General features: G+C 38.6%; 20 protein-coding genes. 16 read left to right on the top strand and 4 right to left on the bottom strand.

Annotated elements, in window-relative coordinates:
* Positions 1–73: 73 nt before the first annotated feature.
* From J6O61_RS00290 to rlmD, 3 genes are all read left to right on the top strand, one after another.
* Positions 74–595, top strand: a complete 522-nt coding sequence (locus tag J6O61_RS00290; RefSeq protein WP_292208172.1) for a QueT transporter family protein — start codon at positions 74–76, stop codon at positions 593–595.
* Between the two features lie 85 nt (positions 596–680).
* Positions 681–1,070 carry a hypothetical protein gene (locus tag J6O61_RS00285; RefSeq protein ID WP_292208169.1) on the top strand — a complete coding sequence of 130 codons (390 nt, stop codon included), beginning with the start codon at positions 681–683 and terminating at the stop codon, positions 1,068–1,070.
* A 59-nt stretch (positions 1,071–1,129) separates the two neighbouring features.
* A complete protein-coding gene (gene rlmD / locus J6O61_RS00280) occupies positions 1,130–2,494 on the top strand; it encodes a 23S rRNA (uracil(1939)-C(5))-methyltransferase RlmD (RefSeq protein WP_292208166.1) in 1,365 nt (454 codons plus the stop codon).
* 82 nt (positions 2,495–2,576) lie between these two features.
* Here the strand turns inward: rlmD and J6O61_RS00275 are convergent, their stop codons facing one another.
* The 4 genes from J6O61_RS00275 to J6O61_RS00260 all read right to left on the bottom strand — a co-directional run bounded on the left by J6O61_RS00275 (position 2,577) and on the right by J6O61_RS00260 (position 6,829).
* Positions 2,577–2,843: a hypothetical protein gene (locus tag J6O61_RS00275; protein WP_292208163.1), complete on the bottom strand. Its 267-nt coding sequence runs from the start codon at positions 2,841–2,843 to the stop codon at positions 2,577–2,579.
* Positions 2,844–3,020: 177 nt separating this feature from the next.
* Complete coding sequence (locus J6O61_RS00270; RefSeq protein ID WP_292208160.1) at positions 3,021–4,547, bottom strand: serine hydrolase domain-containing protein; 1,527 nt, start codon at positions 4,545–4,547, stop codon at positions 3,021–3,023.
* A 945-nt stretch (positions 4,548–5,492) separates the two neighbouring features.
* Positions 5,493–6,362, bottom strand: coding sequence for an IS3 family transposase (locus tag J6O61_RS00265; RefSeq protein WP_292208204.1), 870 nt, complete (start codon positions 6,360–6,362; stop codon positions 5,493–5,495).
* A gap of 32 nt (positions 6,363–6,394) precedes the next feature.
* Positions 6,395–6,829 carry a hypothetical protein gene (locus J6O61_RS00260; RefSeq protein WP_292208157.1) on the bottom strand — a complete coding sequence of 145 codons (435 nt, stop codon included), beginning with the start codon at positions 6,827–6,829 and terminating at the stop codon, positions 6,395–6,397.
* 690 nt (positions 6,830–7,519) lie between these two features.
* Here J6O61_RS00260 and J6O61_RS00255 point away from each other — a divergent pair.
* The 13 genes from J6O61_RS00255 to rseP all read left to right on the top strand — a co-directional run bounded on the left by J6O61_RS00255 (position 7,520) and on the right by rseP (position 20,643).
* Positions 7,520–7,855 (top strand): PadR family transcriptional regulator, encoded by a 336-nt coding sequence (locus J6O61_RS00255; RefSeq protein WP_292208154.1) that lies wholly within the window; start codon positions 7,520–7,522, stop codon positions 7,853–7,855.
* Between the two features lie 20 nt (positions 7,856–7,875).
* Positions 7,876–9,075 (top strand): permease prefix domain 1-containing protein, encoded by a 1,200-nt coding sequence (locus J6O61_RS00250; protein WP_292208152.1) that lies wholly within the window; start codon positions 7,876–7,878, stop codon positions 9,073–9,075.
* 103 nt (positions 9,076–9,178) lie between these two features.
* Positions 9,179–10,795 (top strand): DUF5722 domain-containing protein, encoded by a 1,617-nt coding sequence (locus J6O61_RS00245; RefSeq protein WP_292208150.1) that lies wholly within the window; start codon positions 9,179–9,181, stop codon positions 10,793–10,795.
* Between the two features lie 2 nt (positions 10,796–10,797).
* Positions 10,798–12,549 (top strand): ArnT family glycosyltransferase, encoded by a 1,752-nt coding sequence (locus J6O61_RS00240; protein WP_292208148.1) that lies wholly within the window; start codon positions 10,798–10,800, stop codon positions 12,547–12,549.
* A gap of 153 nt (positions 12,550–12,702) precedes the next feature.
* On the top strand, positions 12,703–13,383 hold the full coding sequence (locus J6O61_RS00235) for a hypothetical protein (protein WP_292208146.1): 681 nt from the start codon (positions 12,703–12,705) through the stop codon (positions 13,381–13,383).
* Between the two features lie 131 nt (positions 13,384–13,514).
* Positions 13,515–14,480 carry a polysaccharide deacetylase family protein gene (locus tag J6O61_RS00230; RefSeq protein WP_292208144.1) on the top strand — a complete coding sequence of 322 codons (966 nt, stop codon included), beginning with the start codon at positions 13,515–13,517 and terminating at the stop codon, positions 14,478–14,480.
* A gap of 31 nt (positions 14,481–14,511) precedes the next feature.
* On the top strand, positions 14,512–15,486 hold the full coding sequence (locus J6O61_RS00225; RefSeq protein WP_292208141.1) for a polymer-forming cytoskeletal protein: 975 nt from the start codon (positions 14,512–14,514) through the stop codon (positions 15,484–15,486).
* Positions 15,487–15,509: 23 nt separating this feature from the next.
* Positions 15,510–16,205 carry a UMP kinase gene (gene pyrH, locus J6O61_RS00220; RefSeq protein WP_292208137.1) on the top strand — a complete coding sequence of 232 codons (696 nt, stop codon included), beginning with the start codon at positions 15,510–15,512 and terminating at the stop codon, positions 16,203–16,205.
* 24 nt (positions 16,206–16,229) lie between these two features.
* A complete protein-coding gene (gene frr, locus J6O61_RS00215) occupies positions 16,230–16,781 on the top strand; it encodes a ribosome recycling factor (protein WP_292208135.1) in 552 nt (183 codons plus the stop codon).
* 4 nt (positions 16,782–16,785) lie between these two features.
* The gene (locus J6O61_RS00210) at positions 16,786–17,502 is read left to right on the top strand and encodes an isoprenyl transferase (RefSeq protein WP_292208132.1); all 717 of its coding nucleotides are present in this window, start codon (positions 16,786–16,788) and stop codon (positions 17,500–17,502) included.
* A gap of 24 nt (positions 17,503–17,526) precedes the next feature.
* On the top strand, positions 17,527–18,348 hold the full coding sequence (locus tag J6O61_RS00205; protein ID WP_292208130.1) for a phosphatidate cytidylyltransferase: 822 nt from the start codon (positions 17,527–17,529) through the stop codon (positions 18,346–18,348).
* A 94-nt stretch (positions 18,349–18,442) separates the two neighbouring features.
* Positions 18,443–19,594, top strand: coding sequence for a 1-deoxy-D-xylulose-5-phosphate reductoisomerase (locus tag J6O61_RS00200; protein ID WP_292208128.1), 1,152 nt, complete (start codon positions 18,443–18,445; stop codon positions 19,592–19,594).
* Positions 19,591–20,643, top strand: a complete 1,053-nt coding sequence (gene rseP / locus J6O61_RS00195; RefSeq protein WP_292208125.1) for an RIP metalloprotease RseP — start codon at positions 19,591–19,593, stop codon at positions 20,641–20,643. The genes J6O61_RS00200 and rseP overlap by 4 nt, the downstream gene beginning before the upstream one ends.
* Positions 20,644–20,663 lie beyond the last annotated feature (20 nt).

Here is a 20,663-nt window from a genome sequence, read left to right as displayed (position 1 = left end):
TAACATACGTTGCACTAAAAAATGTCAGTTCGAGACCTTCCTGACATAAAACAAAACTAAAGGAGAATTTTATATGCGTAACACAAAGGTATTATTTATCACTCAGGCTGCAGTGATTGCGGCTCTCTATGTCGTTTTGACATTACTTGCCAATGCACTGGGACTTGCCAATCAGGCTGTTCAGGTGCGCTTTTCGGAGGCACTTACCATTCTGCCTTACTTCACGCCGGCTGCTATTCCGGGACTTTTCATTGGATGTATTCTCAGTAACACGCTTACCGGATGTATGTTCCTTGATACTGTATTTGGCTCACTTGCTACTTTGGCTGGTGCTGTTGTTACATATTTTATCGCAAAGAAAGTTAAAAATCCGGTTGCCAAGTGGCTTTGCCCGATTCCACCGATTGTTGCAAATATGATTGTGGTTCCTCAGGTTCTTATACATGTTTATGAGGCACCGGGAACACTTTTGTTCTTTACACTCACTGTTGGAGCAGGAGAGATAATATCATGTTATGTTCTGGGAATGATGCTTCTTTTGGCTCTTGAGCCCAGAAAAAGCGTTATTTTTAAAGAGAATGATTTAGCTGCATAATAGATTTGAAAGAAATTGTTTACTACGCTATAATCTATAATTGTAACAGATATTTTCTGTTCAAAAATTGTATTGTGAGGTCGTTATGTCATCAATTATTCAGAATAATCAGGTCTTTAATAATGAGATACCATTTTGCAGAGTTTATAGCGTAGAGAGCAAAAAGCAACTTGAAGAGAGATTCCTTGCACACAGAATTTCTTATTTTATAGAGTGGCAGGATAAATCTTTTTTCCAGAGATTGTTTGATAGAAGCGGTAGTAAGATCGTATGTACTTTTAAGATCAACAGGGGAGAGATAGCTCGTGCCAAGGCTCTTGCTCAGGGAATAGAAGGAATTAAGTTCAAGGACTATGGTGAGGAGAAAAATACTGAGCGCATTCGCAAGAGAAGCGATTCAGTTGTTAAAGAGAGCGATGGACTTGAGATGCCTGAACTGAAGTTTGAGACCAGTCAGGATGATTATGAAGAGTGAGATAGTTGAAAAGGGGATTAAATAATCCCTTTTTCTTTTGCTTAAAAGTAGGAGAAAATATGGCTGAGAAGAAATTTTGCGGAAATAATAAAAAATCATTATCGGGAAAAGAGGGTGGAAATAGAAAGAAACCGGCCTTCAAGAGGGATAATGAGATAAGAGAAAAATCATCGGTTAAAAGAAGCAGTCCGGAAAGAAAAAATGTATCGGCAAATGGCAGAACGACCAAGGCAGTAAGATCAGGAAAAACGGATACCGGGCGAAATAATGAAGCTCATTCTGTAAGTCGTTGCCCGTATTTTAAGAAGTGCGGTGCATGCCAGATGATTGACACTCCGTATGATAAGCAGCTGAGGCAGAAGCATGCTCATGTAAAGGAACTTCTTGAGCCATATACTAAAGTGGCTTCTTTTGTTGGAATGGAAGAGCCTGAGCATTACAGATGCAAGGTTCATGCTGTTTTCACTCATGATAAAAAGGGTAATCCGCTCTCTGGCATATATAGAGAGGGAACTCACGAGGTAGTGCCTATTGATTCATGTCTTTTGGAAGATCAGAAAGCAGATGCTATTATAGCGACTATTCGCGGAATGCTTAAATCCTTTAAGATCAAGACATATGATGAGGATAATGGTTTTGGACTTCTTCGCCATGTGCTTATCAGAATTGGGAAGAACACCGGAGAGATTATGGTAGTTCTGGTTACGGTTTCTCCTATTTTTCCTTCAAAGAATAACTTTGTAAAAGCTCTTAGAAAGGCTCATCCTGAGATTACAACAATTGTTCTTAATGTAAATGATAAGCAGACCAGCATGATCCTTGGTGACAAGGAAAAGCCTATGTATGGGCCGGGATTTATCTATGATATCTGTTGTGGAATGAAGTTCAAGATAAGTCCCAAGTCTTTTTACCAGGTGAATCCCGTTCAGCAGGAAGTTTTGTATAAAACAGCGATTGAAATGGCTGAACTTAAAGGTGATGAGGTGGCACTTGACTGCTATTGCGGCGTAGGAACCATTGGAATAATCGCAAGTTCTCACGTAAAAGAGGTAATAGGAGTTGAACTTAATAAAGATGCTGTTAAGGATGCTAACCTCAATGCCAAAATAAATAATGTTGATAATATAACATTTTATAACAATGATGCCACGATATTTATGCAGCAAATGGCAGCATCAGGAGATAAGGTTGATGTAGTGTTCATGGATCCGCCAAGATCAGGCTCTACACCGGAATTCATTGAATCACTTAAAATCCTGTCGCCTAAAAAGGTGGTATATATCTCCTGCAGCCCTGACTCCCTTGCCAGAGATCTTGGTGTTTTGAAAAAGAATGGATTTAAGGCTGAAAAAGCCATTCCGGTGGATATGTTCCCTTTTACAAGGTCGATAGAGACAGTGGTTTTGTTGACTAATCAAATATAATAAAAAAGCATTCCGTTTTTTTATATGTGTCCTGAATTTTGGGTACATATCATTTCCGGAATGCTTTTTGTGTTTTATTATTTTATGCTAACGTTTCAAAAGATGGTGCTTCCTGAATCTGAAGGTGTGCGGTTTTATCATAGTAGTATGCAGATTGCTTAAACATATATGCTGTGTTTGATGACTGAATAGTGTTTATCTTGCTGTAAAGTGTTGATATCTGTTGCCTTAAAGCTGCAGCTGCTGCTTGAGAAGATGTAGTATTGCTCTTTGTAAGAGCGTTTACCTTTGTGCTTATTGACTGAAGCTGCATCTGATATGTACTTAATCCTTGAATTCCTGAAGTCATAAATAATCCTTTCCTTGCTACGATACAAGGAAAGGATAATAAACAAAACTTAAAATAACTTAAAAAAATAATTAACTTCGTAAAGAAATGAAAGACTTCCTGAACTTAATTTCAGAAATCCGCGTATACGACGGGATGTATGCATTCTTGAATGTTACAAGCATTTCTATGAGCTTTTTATACTAAAGTTCCGTATAGATGTCCGTCAAATTCTTTGAAGTATGTTTCTTCAATTTTTCGCATGAATACTGTTATGTCTTTATCGCCAAAATATAGCTCCATACGAATTGAACCAACGCTTTCGCCGATCAGATGGAAACGGATATACAGCACGTTTTCACGAAGGAAAATACCGCCTGAGACATATGGATTGTTGTAAATTGGGAACATTCCTTCTTCCATATGTTCAAGGCCAAAATCCAGTTTGATGCTCTCAATATCGCTGCCATTATTTGGCCTTCTCGTAAATAGTAAATAAGATTTGCCATCCCTTGAAAGATTGATGGAAAGATTTTCAAATCCCTGCTTATTTTGGGATAGAATATATTTTTTATCTTCACCAGTATTTATATTAAAAAAGTGATTGAGCAGCAATTCACTACTTATTGAAGGATTGCCGATTTTTCTTCCGACAGGTAGTCGCGGCGGTGCAATTGAAAGTTTATCTGCGTAATCCAAAAGGTTTTGATAATCTTTAAGAGTATCGTTATCGGTTTTTGATCTTTCGCATTCAACTCCAGGTAAAAGAAACTGATATATGCCATCGTAAATAATCTGATTGCCACCTTGGATTCCCTGCGTATCAGCGGTAGTGATTATCAGAAGATTTTTGTCGGGAATACTAATTCCCAGCTGACCACCCATACCATACAGTAGGTATCCGCCTTTTTCGTTTTGCCAAATTTGCATTCCATAGCCCTGAGCTTCACCGGGAATTGGAGCAGTCATGACAGTGTCGTTTAGGTTTGATGTTGCGAGTTCTATAAGGTTAGAAGGCAAAAGATTCCTTTTTTGCCCATCATTGCAGATGACAGTACCTTTTCTTTCAACAAGGTAAAGGATTTTCAAAAAATCCATAGGAGTTGCCATAAGGCCGCTTCCGCCCATTGATACTCCAAAGGGATCTTTTACCATGTACGAATCGCTGCTAAAATCCATGTAGTCAAATACGTTTTCTTTTAAATAATCCAGCATTGGCATCTGCGTTATTTTTTCAACCAGAGCGCACAGGACATGGGCTGCTGACGTGTCGTAATGGAAAACAGTACCGGGCTTGTGAGTCGGCTCTACTGTGAAAAAGCTCTTTACCCAGTCTGATTTCATATCTACCTTATAAGTAGTTGAAGCATGACAGGTTCTCATTTCAAGCATATTTCTTATGGTTGTGTCTTTTATCCATTGATGAGTATTTTTATCTGTATATTCAGGGAAATAGTCAGTTATTGAGTTGTCTAAACCAATCAGTCCTTTGTCGATCAAAAGAAATATGGCAAGTGCAGTCATACTCTTACTGATTGAAAACATGCGATGAAGTGTATCCGCTTTGTATGGCGCATAATACTTTTCAAATATGAGCTTGTCATTTCTCATTATTAAAAGAGAGTGCATGGGGATTTCTTTTTGGTCAAGAAATTCCAAAAGTTCTTTTATGGATGAAGATGTAACATCTACATCTTCGGGATGTGCTCTGTCAAATGAAAACATACGATTACTCCTGTAATGTTTGATTATGTTGTGAACACTTACATATTATCACGTAAATTGATAAGTAGAAATAAATAATAAGAGCAAATTACAAAGTGGATTTAAAAACATTATTTTTTAGAAAAGAGAAACAACAATACATACTATCTTGTGCAATCAAAAAAATACCTTGTATGAAAGTGAGTGTTTTGTAATTAAAAAATCCTTTCTCTTTGTATGAGGGTAAGTATCCTGCATTTGCAAAAAAAAATCGTGTTGTATGAACGTAAGTGATTTGCTTTTGTTAAAATACTATTGTTTTCCGTGAGCAACAGAAAATAAAATAGAATTGATTATAGTTACGAAGGCTTACGCTGGATGCGTAAGCCTTCTGCTTTTAACAATTTAATTATGATCATCCATTTTTATGATATAGCCATAGGACCTGGCAACGTCCGCCACCCTGACTGAACCTGATGGAAACGCCGTCTATTTCTTGCCGACGGTGAGGATGATGGGAACAGTAGATTATCACTCACCGCCCTGCACAACATTGTAGCGTTTCCATCAGAACCCGTAAAGGGCAAGCACCTAGCGGTGTGGCTGGTTATTATGCCTCAGGCTCCGAATCCAGGAACAGTAAAGGATAGATGATAATTTGCAAGTTCGATATGAGGAGCTTATCTCTTCAATTTAACATACATTGCCTTACTGCCTAAAAGATAGATGTATGATCAAGCATGCAAAACAAAGAGGTATAAGCGACTATGCGTTGCAATGTCTATGGCCAGCTGTGCATATAAGATAACTCTATTATAAACAGCCTGATTTAGCTTATAAAACAGGACTTGACCCATTTTATATAGAGCATTGCGGGTAAAAAAAGCAAAATCCAAGTATTTACCCATGATTTAGTGTAAACTACTACCCATGTCAAGGACAGTATTTGAAATTTACACCCATTTTTTAGACCAGCATCTTCTTTGGATATTCTCCGGTTTTTATGTATCTGTAGTATTCATTTGGGGATAGTTTATTAAGACTAAGTTTATATCGGTCATTGTTGTAGTAGTCAATCCAATCATCTATGGCATTTCTTATGTCATTTACAGAATTCCATTTACGTGATTTTATGCCAAGCTCCTGTTTCATATGTCCAAAAAAACTTTCCTGTGGTGCGTTATCCCAACAGTTACCCCGGCGAGACATTGATTGACGTAAACCATAATCATTGACTATTTCCCTAAATGGAACGCTTGTGTAGTGGCAGCCTTGATCACTATGTATAAGCGATGTGGCTCCTATTGTTGAACCATGTTTTTTAAACAATAATTCTACAGTCATAAGTACAAAATCTACTTCAAGGCTTTCACTCAATACATGCGACAATACCTGATCTGTGTATGCATCAATGATTACTGACAAATATACAAAGCTGTTATTAAAAGAAATATATGTTATATCAGTAAGAAATATCTTGCGAGGACCATGGATTCTGAATTCTCGCTTTAGCAGGTTATCAGCGATGGCATTTGTTTTAATTGCTTTTGCCATACGTCTGTAAGGATTTGCTTTTCTTATAGGACAGAAAAGTCCATACTTTCGCATGAGACGTCTTATTTTTTTATGATTCATTCTTATTCCCATGTGCAGCAGACGCATGTGTATGCCCATGACACCTTTGTTATATCCTCTATAGTCATAAGCCTTCTTTATCAATTGGAAATCCCTATAATCTCTGATTTCTTTGCTGGTTCGCTGGTCCTTGTTTTTACACCAACTATAGTATCCAGATCTTGATACTCCTGCCCACTTACATAGTTTACTGACTGAGATACAGCAGTCTTCCTCGTGCGTGGCATTATATATTAACTTGAATTGTCTGACGGCAGATGATACTTGCCTTCCCGGATCATTTGGCTTTTTTTTAAAAAATCAAGTTGCTGTTCTAATAGGGTTACTCTTTTTTCAAGTTTTCTATACTCCGATTCTGTGTGTAGTTTTTTTGAATCAGAGCTAGCTTTTTTGGGGAGTTTGGGCTCAATCAATCCCCCTTTAGATGCAGCTTCTGTACGAAATCTTTTAATGGCAGATTTGCGTATATCACGAGTAAAGATATTCTTTCTATATCCAGCGGCTTCAAAAACTTTAACGCTGGTCATACCTGGTTTATCAATGTTCTCTAATACAAACTTTTTAAAAGCCAATGTAAACCTTATTGAAGTATCAGTAACTCGAAAAGTGTATGGATTGCTAAGTAATTCTGCTTTTTCAGCTTCAGTATAGTGATGTTTTGAACTCATAATAGTTATGCTCCTAATAATGAAAGGATAACATCCTGATGTGGTCATTAACAATAACACAATTGTCCGAAAACACGGTATTGCCTTCAAAAAAATGTATAAAACAGATTTTAGGCTGTATTTTAAATGGGTATTACCACATGAAAGTGGGTCTAAAGTGAATTGGTATGTGTCCACTCTATAGGTAGTAGTTTAGTGAATGATTTGGGTAAAGGAATAAAAAGAGTTATTTTTACCCGAGAATTATTTAAAAAGCTTGGGCAAATATGAAAAAAATAATAGATTTACCCAATGAATGTTTGATAACTCGGGTAAAAGTCAGAGAAAATTAAATATTGCCCATGGGCACTAATAAAACACGGGTAAAAGGTCAGAAAATTAAAAAATTACCCGTAGGTAGAAAAGTGTCCGCCCCAACTGTTCCCATCATCCTCACCGTCGGCAAGACAAGTGCCAGCGTTTCCATCAGAACCAGTAAAGGGTGGCGCACGCAGTCAATCCACTTACGCACATGCAAAGGGAGAGTACTTCCTGTATTTACAAAATTTTTTTGATTTACCATAAACTATATTGACATACTACGACAGACGTTGTATATTTACTGTGACAGACATACTACGACTGACATAGCATGACTGACGTAGTACGACTATCGTATAGAATCTGAGTAAGGAGGGAGAGGTAGATGAAATGACAGAAATCAGTAGTGATGTCATCAGAGGGTACAATGACACGATTATTCTTTTTATTCTGCTGGATGAACCTTCCTATGGGTATGAGATATCAAAGAGAATAAGGGCTCTTTCGGATGATAAATATATTATAAAAGAGACCACGCTGTACTCTGCTTTTACCAGAATGGAGAAAAACGGTTATATCGAATCTTATGTCAAGAGTGCTGAAAATGGTAAGAAGCGCACTTATTACAGAATCACAGAAAACGGAAAAAAGTATTATAAGGAAAAATGTGAGGAATGGAATCTCACAAAAGAAGTTATAGAGCGATTTGTTAAAGAAACAGATTAAGTATATATGGGGAGAAAAGAATGGATACTATAAAAAAATACCTTGAAAGCATGTTTGAACATCTTCCAAAGACAATTGAGGTAATGAGAGCTAAAGACGAACTTTATTCAATGATGGAAGATAAATATAATGAACTCATAAGTGAGGGTAAAAAAGAGAATGAGGCTATCGGAATAGTTATTTCCGAATTTGGAAATCTGGATGAACTTGCAGAAGGACTTGGTCTTAACAAGGTACTTGATGATCTTGTTTCATCTGACAGAAGATATGTTTCACGTCAGGAAGCGGATGATTATGTTGACGCAGCCGTATCCAGGAGATTTCTTCTTTCACTTGGAATACTGCTGTGCATTCTTTCACCTGCGGGACCGATTCTTTTAGATTCCATAGCAACAGCTACAGGTTTGTCTTTTTTTACAGGAATAGGAGTAGCATTCTTGTTCCTTTGTGCGGCAATAGGTGTTGGATTCATTGTTTTTTCGAATTATTCAACCAAAAGCTGGAGCTTTTTGAACAGACAGCCTTGCTATATTGATGATGAGACTATTGACTATCTGAAAAGCGAAAAAGAAGAAAGTCAGACTGTTAAGGGGATGATATTGGCGGTTGGAATCATGTTATGTATTGTGAGTGTCATACCGGTTATAGTTCTTGATTCTGCACTTAATATACCAATCATTTCAGATGGAGTGGGACCATCTATGATGTTTACCCTTGCCGGTGTGGGCGTGTTTCTCATAGTGTTTTCAAGTGGCAGAAATATGGCTTATAAAAAGCTTCTTTCACTTAATAAAAAGGTATTTCCTCAGGAAATATTCAGGGCGTTCTCTGAAGCGTCGAGCAAGTCATCAGATGAAAACTCCTATGTGCATTCAAGCAAGTCTTCGGATGAAAGATATTATGCACATTCAAACAAATCTTCCGGCAGCTCTGACAAAACCGTTCATATTGAAAGAGTTTCAGGTGAAGTGGTTGAGAATGTTGATAAGAACAAAACTTATAATTCACATAAGATGCCCGAAAAACCTGAGGATCCAACTGAGAAAAAAGTAAAGAATTTTATCAGAGCAATGGTTGCTGATTATTGGAAATCAGTCCTTTGCATATACATTATTTGGAGTTTCTTTACTTTTAGCTGGGGATCATCATGGATAATCTGGCCATTGGCAGCTATACTCAGAAAACCGATTGAGAATTATTTTTTTAACGATAAGCATTAAAGCCTGAAGAAATGATGAAAAGAAATATTTGCCATAAAAATAGCTTTACCTTATTATTAATATTGCGTTAATCGCAAAAACGAAATAAAATGTGGGGTTATTTATGACAAAGAAAATCTTTTCATCATTTCTTCGGGCGCTTTTATGTGCTTTTTTTGTACCGGGTGTCTTTTCTTTCTTTTTTATTTCTGCAGATGCTGCGGGAACAGGGAATGTTTCTATCGGCTCTGTAACAATTTCGGGTTCTAATGTAAATATTTCCGTATCGGCATCAGATCTGCCGGATTCTGACGATGGAAAATTTTATCTTTTTGCTGAGAAACCTTACCAGGGGACAGTGGCAGGGGCTCCTTTAGCATCGGCAGCTATTGGAACATCAGTATCTTTTCAGGTTCCGCTTAATATCAAAAGTGAAAATTGTCATTTGTATGATAAGTTTCAGGTGGCTGTCTTACAAGGCGGACAATACATAGCTGTGGCAGGTGCCAAATATATAACAAATCCCGAGGCACTTGCAACATCATCTCCTGCAAGAAAGAATAATGGAAAAAAGGGGCTTATTCTGGATGGAGCAAAGATCGGAAATGGTAATACCGAAAGCGCACAGCTGGGAGTTCAGCAGGCTGCTTATAATATAAATCTTGAAGATGTTATTGGCGGAAATGGACAGGTTGTTTATGTGTATAATGGAAAAACATATAATTTTGATTCATCTTACCTAAGCCAGTATGATCATTGCATAAGAACCTGTACAGCGCAGGGGATGGGAGTGACGATAGTTCTTTTGAATCCCAGGTCTTCAGGTGAGGAGTTTATGATAGCGCCAACTTCAAGAGGCGGCAAAGCTCTTCATTACATGATGAATACCTCTGAAGATAAGGGGCTTGAATATCTTGAAGCAGTGGTTTCATACCTTGCTTACAGATATAATGGGCAGAATGGTTTTGGACAGGTGGATAACTGGGTTATCGGCAATGAAGTTAATGCCAAAAATGTCTGGAATTATTCTTCTGTAAATGATCTTATGACTTATGCGCAGCTTTACGCTGATGAACTCAGGATTTGTTATAATGCAATCAAAAGCAGGAATGCCAATGCGTATGTCTGCATAAGTCTTGATCAGAACTGGACTCAGATCCACAATGCAGGTTCATACTATTCTGCAAGGGCTACCCTTGAAGCTATAAATGCCTGTATAACCGCTCAGGGCAATATTGACTGGGGCCTTGCTGAACATCCTTATAACTATCCTATGACATGGACTACGTTTTGGTCTCCCAAAGATGAAACTGCACAGGCAATGATCAGGCATGACGTAAACACTCCGTATCTTTCTATGGAGAATATAGAACAGCTGACTGATTACATGTGTCAGCCTGCCATGCGAAATTCCAAAGGTGCTGTAAGACCTATACTTTTAACCGAAATCGGATATACTTCAACACAAGGAGAAGAGGCTCAGGCAGCAGCTATTGTGTATGCTTATCAGAGAGTAGCTGCAAATCAGTATATTAAACTTATTGCATTTAACAGACAGACAGATTATCCTTTAGAAGTATCACAGGGATTGTCTGTTGGACTCACCAGACAGGATGGAACCCCAAAGCTTGCTTTTGAGTTTTTTCAGCAGATGAATGGTCCGAATGCCAATGCTTATATACAAAGATCAGCAGCAATTATGGGAATTTCCGACTGGAATGCTGCTATGAATGCGAGATAAAAATGAGAATAATTGATTATTACAATTATATAATGACGGCTGCATACGTTTGTTTTGGCGTAGCAGCTGTTGTTATTTACAAAAACAGAACATCAAAGAATAATTGTGAAATAAAGGATTTGACTGCAGGGACGACCAATATTCTTTTTGCGCTGACAATGATAATTGCTTCGGCTTTAAGATTGTTTATGCTGGGAAGCGTGCCTTATGGCCTGCAGCAGGATGAAGCGTCAATAGGATATGAAGCGTTTGCTCTTGCCCGTTATGGCATAGACAGAAATGGCTATGCATACCCTGTTCATCCCCTCGCTTTTGGAAGCGGCGGAAACAGCGAGCTTATGATTTATCTTAATATGATATCGGTAAAGCTCTTTGGCACAGGAGTTGTCAAACTAAGACTCCTTCCGGCAATACTGGGAATCCTTACGGTTTTTGTTTTTTTCTTTGTGTTAAAAGAAATCTTTTCATATTCGGGTTTTGATGGGAAAAAGAACGTGTTGGCTCTTATGGGAACAGCTTTTTTGGCACTATGCCCATGGCATGTGATATTAAGCAGATGGAGCCTTGACAGCAATATAATGCCCTTCCTTCAGATAATAGGACTTTACTCATTTCTTGTAGCACTCAGGAAAAAAACGATAAAGAGTTTTGCTTTTTGCGCAGGGCTTCTGGCAGTGGGAATGTATGGCTATGGCGCAGGAACAATGATAATTCCGATGTTTATCTTGATTGCGTGTGTATATGCACTTATCAAAGGAGTGTTAGGTGTAAAGGAGGTCATTGTTTCAGGAGTTGTCTTTATGATGATTTTTATGCCCCTCTTTTTATTTTATGCAGTTAACTATCTGGGGCTGCCTGAAATTGTGACTGATTATTTTTGCATAAACAAACTTACTGCAACCAGAAGCGGAGAGGTATTTCTTACATTGGATTCTTCGCTTCCCGGAAAGCTCTTAAACAATATTAAAGTATTGGGACTTGTGCTTACGGTCGGAAATGATGAAGATATGCTATGTCATTTTTATCCGGGCTATGCGACTTTATTCGAGTTTACTTTTCCTGTTATTTTCATTGGCATTTTTATAATTTTTAAGGACTTTATAAAGGGACTTAATAAGAAAATCACAGAAAAAGAGAAGTGTGAATATTATTGTAAAAACGCTGCATTTGCGGCATTTATAGTTGCCAATGTCATTTTATCCGTTGCTGTTGAAACAGATATAAGCCGAATGGTTACATTTTTTATTCCGCTTATTTATGCCTTTGTGAGAGGCTTTGACTTTATCTATTCAAACAGCAGGAAAATCGCAATTATTATTTTGAGCACTTTACTGCTTGCCGATGTTTCGTTTGTAAAAGACTATTTTACGGATTATAACAGCAAGACCATCAGCATATTTATGCCTACCTACGGAGATGCTGTAAAAAGAGCTTATGAAGTGGCAGGGGATGAGAGACAGATATACTCAACATATGATGGTTTATCGGCACCGTTTATCATAGCACTTTACTATACTGACTATGATCCGCACCTTTTTAATGACACGGTTGTTTATTATGATGACAGTGCAATGTTCAGAACTGCAAAGAGCTTTGGAAACTTCATATTTGCGGATCTTCCGGAGGATGTAACTGCAAAAGAGTACGAAGAAACAGTGTTTGTTGTATCAAGTGCTGAAGTGTCACTTTTTGAAAATGAAGACAATTATATTGTGGAAAATCTTGGAGCATATTCTGTGGTTTATATGAACTGAATATACCAAATCTAGAGCGCATAAAATGGCGGTTTATAGATAATTTATAAAGGTTAAAAAAGGATTAAAAATGCCTCCGGGTACTCGAAAAAAATCTGGTTTTCAATGATAATTATTACTATCAAAAAAATAATTTTGATGGAGGAAATGGCTATGAAAAAACAGATTTTTTCTATTATTATCACTTGTGGAATGTCTTTTTTTACTCTTTTTGGTGTTAATCAGTGTATATTTCCTTCAAATGTTGCATATGCGGCAACAGAAATTGAGAACGGCATAACTATTGAAAATGAGTATGTTATTCCGGATGAATTTGACTGGTGTACATATTATGTTCTGGTGGCAACCAATAATACAGGAAAAGATGTACGGATAAGTGCGGATTTTACCGCCATCAATCCTGATGGGGAAGAGGTTTCGCTTGTTCATGACAGAGCTGATGCTGTTAAGGATGGACAGAAATTTATTCTATACGGTCAGTTTTTGAACGAGAATATAAAGAATGCGTCAACCTATAAATACAATCTTGATTTAACCGAAACTGATAATTGTACATATACTTTGGTTGATGTTGATACAAGTACCAAAGAAAAATGTATTGAGATAAGCGCTACAAACTATTCGGAAAAAGATATTCAGGGAGTCGGAATCAGAACTCTTTTCACTAAAAACGGAAAGGCAGTAGCGTTTGACACGGTTAATATTGCGGATGTCGGATATACATTCCACGGTGGAAGCACCAATTCTCAGATGATTGGACTTAATGCCTCAGACTATGATAATTATATAATCACGTATATATCAGCAGGTTTTGAGACTGCTCAAACCTTTTAAGTATTTTGTATAACAAGCCCGGTCGGAACGCCGGGCTTTTTTCGTGCGCAAAAACATCTTTTTGACTTGATAAAACTATGCTATACTATACGTTGGTTATATATAATTACAGAAAGAGATATTAGTTTGGAATGGGTTTCAATGAACCTAAAAAGAAGTACAGTAAAAGAATACAGAATCTGCGTCGAATGATACTTATTTCTGTTGCTGCTGCATGTCTTATTCCGACTTGTTTTTGTGTGATACTGGCCATTCGGTTTGACAGATTAAAAACGGCCTATGATCAGAATTTGGCTGATCTTGAATGGTACAGAGGCAGATTTGGAGACGAGATCACTCTTTTATCTCAGGACAGTGAAGATGTTGAGGACTCCGGAGATGTTCAAAATGAAGCATCACCTGTGACGGAGGAATTTGAGGCTGATTATTCAAATGTTTATGTCAGTGGGGCTCAGAATCCTGAGGATATAGAGGGGACAAGATATGTTTATCTCACTTTTGATGACGGGCCAAGTTCTTCCACCGGTGAGATATTGGACATTTTAGAGGAGTATAACGTCAAAGCCACGTTTTTTGTATGTGGCAAGCCTGATACGAAATACACAGATATTTACAAGCGGATAGTTGATGACGGACACACATTGGGTATGCATTCATACAGCCACAAGTACAGCGAACTATATGCTTCACTTGATTCCTTTAAAGAGGATTTTAAAAAGTTAAGGATATTTTTGTATCAGACAACGGGAGTCTGGTCGGAGTTTTACAGGTTTCCGGGGGGCAGCTCCAATGATGTCAGCAAGGTTAAAATGAGTGAACTTGTGGAATATCTTGACCAGCAGGAAGTGACTTTTTTTGACTGGAATGTATCTGCCGGAGATGATAAAGCAGGAGCAACAAGCGATACGGTATACGCCAATATAGTAAATAATATTCCCAAGTTTAAACACTGCGTTGTGCTTATGCATGATGCGACAGATAAAAAATATACCGTAGAGGCATTGCCTGAGATTATAGAAGCAATTCAGGCAATGGATGACACAGTGATAGTACCGATAACTGAGGATACGTTACCGGTTCAACATATCAAAAAATAATATTAGAAAATTGAAAACGGAGGATATCAGGATGGGATTTTTTTCTGAGCTTAAGAGCGATCTTTCTCAGGCAGTGAACACACTGATGCCGGAAGATAAGCCCTATGAGGCAGCAGGTCTTGATAATGAAAACGGGGCAGGGAATCAGCCTGTAAAGGCAGCTGATCGTGAAAAAGTTGATATCAGCAGTATGTTGGATCGTATTGATGATATCAAACTGGATGAAGCAGATTCTGAGGAAGAAACAAAAGAGGCTGTGGAGAAAGCCGGTGAAGCTTTTGAACCGGTTGAAGCACCAAAAGAGCCGGAAGCAGTCATTGAAAAAAGGGTTGCACCTGAAAAAGTTTCTGCAGATGAGGAAGTTGTTGAACTTGAGCAGAAAATCGAAGAGCAGACAGCTGCTGAAGTTAAGGGAGAAGAACCAAAAAGCGCCATAGAAATGGTGGCTTCATCAAATGTTAATGAGTATATTGCAGAGACGAACGTTTCTGAAAATAATACAAATAATGGGGGAAATGGAATGATGGATTTTGAACAGCAGACACCAACAGATGAAACAGCTAGTATTACCGAGGGTATGGTCATTACAGGTGACTTACAGACAACAGGATCTCTTGATCTTATCGGAAGAGTTACAGGCAATATTAAATGTCTTGGCAAGCTCAATATAACAGGTGAGATCACAGGTGATTCAGATGCTGCAGAAATCTATGCGGAATCAGCAAGAATTACCGGTGAAGTAAAAAGTAAAGGCAGCGTAAAGGTAGGACAGAGTACGGTTATCGTCGGTAATATCTTCGGATCCAGTGCAGTTATTGCAGGTGCTGTAAAGGGCGACATCGATGTACATGGTCCTGTTGTTCTTGACACAACAGCAATTGTTATGGGCAATATCAAGTCTCAGTCAGTACAGATCAACAATGGTGCGGTTATTGAAGGTATGTGCTCACAGGCTTATGCTGATGTTAATCCATCAGAGTTCTTTGAGGGACTTAAAAACAGATAATAGGTTAATTAAATGGAGAAATTATGAGAATATTATTAAAGCTCAGCGGTGAAGCACTTGCTGGGGACAAAAAAACCGGTTTTGATGAGAATACAGTAAGAAAAGTTGCTTTGCAGGTTAAACAGCTTTCCGATAAGGGAGTAGAAGTAGGAATTGTTATCGGAGGAGGTAATTTCTGGAGAGGCAGAAGCAGTGAGAGTATTGACAGAGTTAAGGCTGACCAGATTGGAATGCTTGCAACAATAATGAACTGCATTTATGTATCTGAGATTTTCAGAAGTGAGGGAATGATGACCAACATTCTTACACCTTTTGAGTGCGGCTCATTTACCAAACTCTTTTCCAAGGACAGAGCCAATAAATACTTTGCGAAGGGAATGGTTGTATTTTTTGCAGGAGGAACCGGACATCCATATTTCTCAACAGATACAGGTGTGGTACTCAGAGCCGTAGAGGTAGAAGCGGATTATATTCTTCTTGCCAAGGCTGTTGACGGAGTTTATGATTCTGATCCGGCGAAAAACCCTGATGCTAAGAGATATGATACAGTTACAATTGACGAGGTTATTGCCAGGAACCTTCAGGTTGTGGATATGACAGCTTCAATACTTGCAAGGGACAACAAGGTGGCTATGAGGGTGTTTGCTCTTCAGGAAGAAAACAGCATCGTCAAGGCAGCAGATGGTAATTTTAATGGAACAACAGTTACTGTTGATTGATATCACAGAATAAGGAGTGAAGGTATGAACGAAAAGTTAAGAGAATATAATGACAAAATGCAGAAGTCATTCGACTTTTTGAAAGAGGATCTTGCTTCTATCCGTGCAGGTAGAGCTAATCCACATGTTTTAGACAAGATTAAAGTTGATTATTACGGAACACCGACACCTATTAACCAGGTGGGCAATGTTTCGGTTCCTGAGGCCAGAATTATTCAGATTGCTCCATGGGACAAGGCACTTATTAAAGACATTGAGAAGGCACTTATGACTTCTGATCTTGGAATCACACCAAGCAATGATGGTGCAATTATCAGACTTGTTTTCCCTGAACTCACAGAGGAAAGAAGAAAACAGCTCGCCAAAGACATCAAGAAAAAAGGTGAAGATGCTAAAGTTGCTGTTCGTAATGTCAGACGTGACGGCAATGATGCTCTTAAAAAGCTTAAGGGTTCAGAAGTATCAGAGGATGAGATCAATGATCTCAACGATGAGCTTCAGAAGATCACAGATAAGTTTATCAAGGATATTGATGGAGCTGTAGAAGAAAAGAATAAAGAAATCATGACGGTATAAGGTTATGGAAGAAGAAAAGAAAATTCCCGCCCATGTGGCTATAATCCTTGACGGAAACGGAAGATGGGCTAAAGCAAAAGGCATGCCCAGAAATTATGGTCATATGCAGGGAGCAAAAGCTGTTGAGGATATTCTGGTAGTTGCCAGAGATATGGGCATAAAGTATCTTACGGTGTATGCTTTTTCAACAGAAAACTGGAGTCGTCCTGAAGCGGAGGTATCCGCTCTCATGACGATTTTGCGAAATTATCTTAAAACAAGTATAAAAAAATCCATGAAAAACAACGTTCGCTGTCGGGTCATTGGTGAAAGAAAGGCGCTTTCTGAGGATATTCAGGAGGCTATCAGTGAACTTGAGCAGGCAACAGCTGGAAACACAGGTCTGACATTTACCATTGCTATAAATTATGGCAGCAGGGATGAAATAAGACGAGCTGTTAAGAAAATTGCTGAAAAAGTTAAGGATGGAGAAATTAATCCCGAGGACATTACAGAAGAGATGATAAGTCGAAATCTTGACACTGATTTTCTCCCGGATCCTGACCTTATGATCAGGACATGTAATGAACAGAGAATCTCTAATTTCCTTCTTTGGCAGTGCGCTTACACCGAGTTTTATTATACACCTGTGGCCTGGCCTGATTTTGATAAGGAGCAGCTGCAAATGGCTGTGGATTCTTATGGAACGCGCAATCGTAAGTTTGGCGGACTTAAAAACTGATCAAGGTATAGGCTGGTGTAGAAATTGAAAACAAGGGTTTTAAGTGGTGTTGTTATAGGTTTGGTACTCGCCGGTGTACTTATTCCCGGTGGAATAGTTTTGGCGGCGGTTCTGTTTGCAGTTTCCCTCATAAGTTTTTATGAGCTTACTTTAGCAACGGGAATCCATCAGGAAAACAGCAAGTTAAATGCATTGGAAATCTGCGGATATATTGCAATAACAGTTCATTATGTCCAGATGCTTTTAGTCAGCAGCCATAAATATTTTATTTTTTCCATTATGTTTGCATTCTTTTTATTAATGGTCTGCTATGTTGTCAGCTTTCCAAAGTTTAAATCCATGCAGGCAATGGCGGCTTTCTTTTGCTTTGTATATGCTCCGGTAAATATGTCTTTTGTCTATTTGCTCAGGCTTCGCCCATATGGACAATATCTTGCCTGGGTTCCATTTATTGCCTGGGTATGTGATACGTGTGCGTATTTTGCAGGGAGGGCTTTTGGAAAGCATAAGCTGGTTCCGGTTCTTTCTCCCAAGAAAACTGTGGAAGGAGCTGTAGGCGGTGTACTTGGTTCAGTGGCGGTAGGAGCTGTATTTGGATATCTGCTCTACAAAAATGAAGTTCAGAATATTAATATAGTTTATATGCTTATGCTGATTACTTTTATAGGCAGCATAATTGCTCAATTGGGAGACCTTTTGGCATCCGGCATAAAAAGAGATCATAATATTAAAGACTATGGGAAGATTATTCCCGGGCATGGCGGAATAATGGACAGGTTTGATAGTGTGATTTTTGTTATTCCATGCATTTATTTTTTGTCAGTAATTATGGTTTCACATTTCTAATAAATATTCGTATATTAAACGCTGTATTAGAGAATTTACTCTAATACGGCGTATAGTTTTTTAATGCTATTTGTTTTACAGAGGTGACAAACTTATGAGAAAGATTGTTTTACTTGGAAGTACCGGTTCTATTGGAACCCAGACTCTGGATGTTGTAAGGAATAATAACGAAGAGCTTGAGGTTATAGGACTTGCGGCTAACACCAGAGTAGAAATGGTAGAAAAACAGGTCAGGGAGTTTAAGCCCAAATATGCGTGCATGTTTGACGAAGATTCAGCCAAGAAGCTCCGGGAAAGACTCTCAGATGTTGATATAGAGATATTTAGCGGAATGGAAGGACTTCTTGAAATTGTATCCGTTCCTGAAGCTGATACAGTTCTTACAGCTGTTGTTGGAATGATAGGAATAAGGCCTACCATAAAAGCTATTGAAAGCGGAAAAGACATTGCACTTGCTAATAAAGAGACACTTGTTTGCGCAGGGCATATTATTATGCCGCTTGCTGCCAAAAAAGGAGTTAAGATTCTTCCTGTAGACAGTGAGCATAGCGCAATTTTTCAGTCTTTAAACGGTGAACCCAAGGGAAGGCTTGAGAAGATTCTTTTAACGGCAAGTGGCGGACCTTTTAGAGGGAAAAAGAAATCGGAACTGGAAAGCATGACTGCTGCGGATGCTCTGAAACATCCTAACTGGGATATGGGACCAAAGGTTACTATTGACTCGTCCTCTCTGGTAAATAAAGGACTTGAAGTGATGGAGGCCAGATGGCTTTTTGATGTGAGTCTTGATAATATTCAGGTTCTGGTTCATCCTCAGAGCATAGTACACAGTGCTGTTCAATTTGTAGACGGCGCTGTTATAGCACAGCTGGGGGTTCCGGATATGAAATTACCTATTCAGTATGCGCTGTTCTATCCGGACAGAAGACCTATGAATGAGAAGAGGCTTGACCTTTTTGAGCTTGGAAGTCTGACATTTGAAAAGCCTGATATCGATACCTTCAGAGGATTGAAGCTTGCTTATGATGCAGCCTACGAAGGCGGCAGCATGCCGACGGTATTTAACGCAGCCAATGAAATGGCAGTTCGCAGATTCTTAAAAGGTGATATAAAATATCTTGAAATCTATGACATGATAGAAGAGGCTATGGAACACCACAGGAGAATAGATAACCCTGACGTTGATGCTATTCTTGCAGCAGAAAAGGAAACCTATGAGTTTCTTGGAGGCAAATATAATTTATGATTATCAGCATTATAATTTTCTTTATAATCTTCGGAATACTTGTGACTTCTCATGAGTTTGGGCATTTTATTATAGCCAAAGCCGGTGGAATAAGGGTCAATGAGTTTTTTGTGGGAATGGGTCCCACTCTATGGAAAAAACAAAAAGGAGAGACACTTTACAGCATTAAGCTTTTGCCTATTGGTGGAGCCTGTGTATTTGATGGAATGGATCCGGTTGAAGAGGAAAAAGAGGGATACGATGAACATTCATTTTTGAATGCACCGGTGTGGAGAAGAATAGCAACACTTTTTGCAGGACCATTTGCCAATTTTATAATTGCATATTTATTGGCGGTTATTCTTGTTAGCTTTTCTGCATGGAATTTCCCTGTTATCAATCAGCTGACCGAAGATTCTGCTGCTGCTGAAGCAGGAATGCAGGCAGGAGACAAGATAATAAGTGTAGATGGCGAAAAAGTATATATGGCCGGTGAAGTGACACTTATTTCACAGTTTGCTGAAGGTTCTCCTATGGAAATTGTGTATGAGAGAGATGGGCAGCAGTATGAGACTACACTTGTTCCCAAGTATAGTGAAGAAGCCGGAAGATATTACATGGGTGTTTATCTTGGAGAGTATGGCGAGATAAAGGGCGCTGCAGCACTTAAGTATGCGTGGTATGAAGTGCGCTATTATTTTAAGACTACTTACAGAAGTCTTGCTCTTTTAGTGAAAGGAAAACTTTCTGCAGATGATGTGTCTGGACCTGTTGGAATGGTAAAGATTGTTGATGACGCCTATGAGGAAGTAAGGCCCTTTGGACTGTCAGCTGTCATACTTACGATGATGTCCCTGACTGTTCTTTTGTCAGTCAATCTTGGAGTTATGAATTTACTTCCGCTTCCTGCTCTTGATGGCGGAAGACTGGTATTCCAGTTTATTGAGGTTATATTTGGAAAGCCTGTGCCTCCTAAAAAAGAAGGTTTTGTTCATATGATCGGTATGGTAGCACTTTTGGGATTGATGGTTTTTGTGCTTTTCAATGATATAACCAAGTTTACAAGGTGATAATTCAGCGCAGTTTAATC

The organism is Butyrivibrio sp. (genome assembly GCF_017635265.1).
Taxonomy (GTDB): Bacteria; Bacillota; Clostridia; order Lachnospirales; family Lachnospiraceae; genus Butyrivibrio.
Note: the sequence above shows the minus strand (reverse complement) of the source record. Positions and strands in the feature narration are given on the sequence as shown.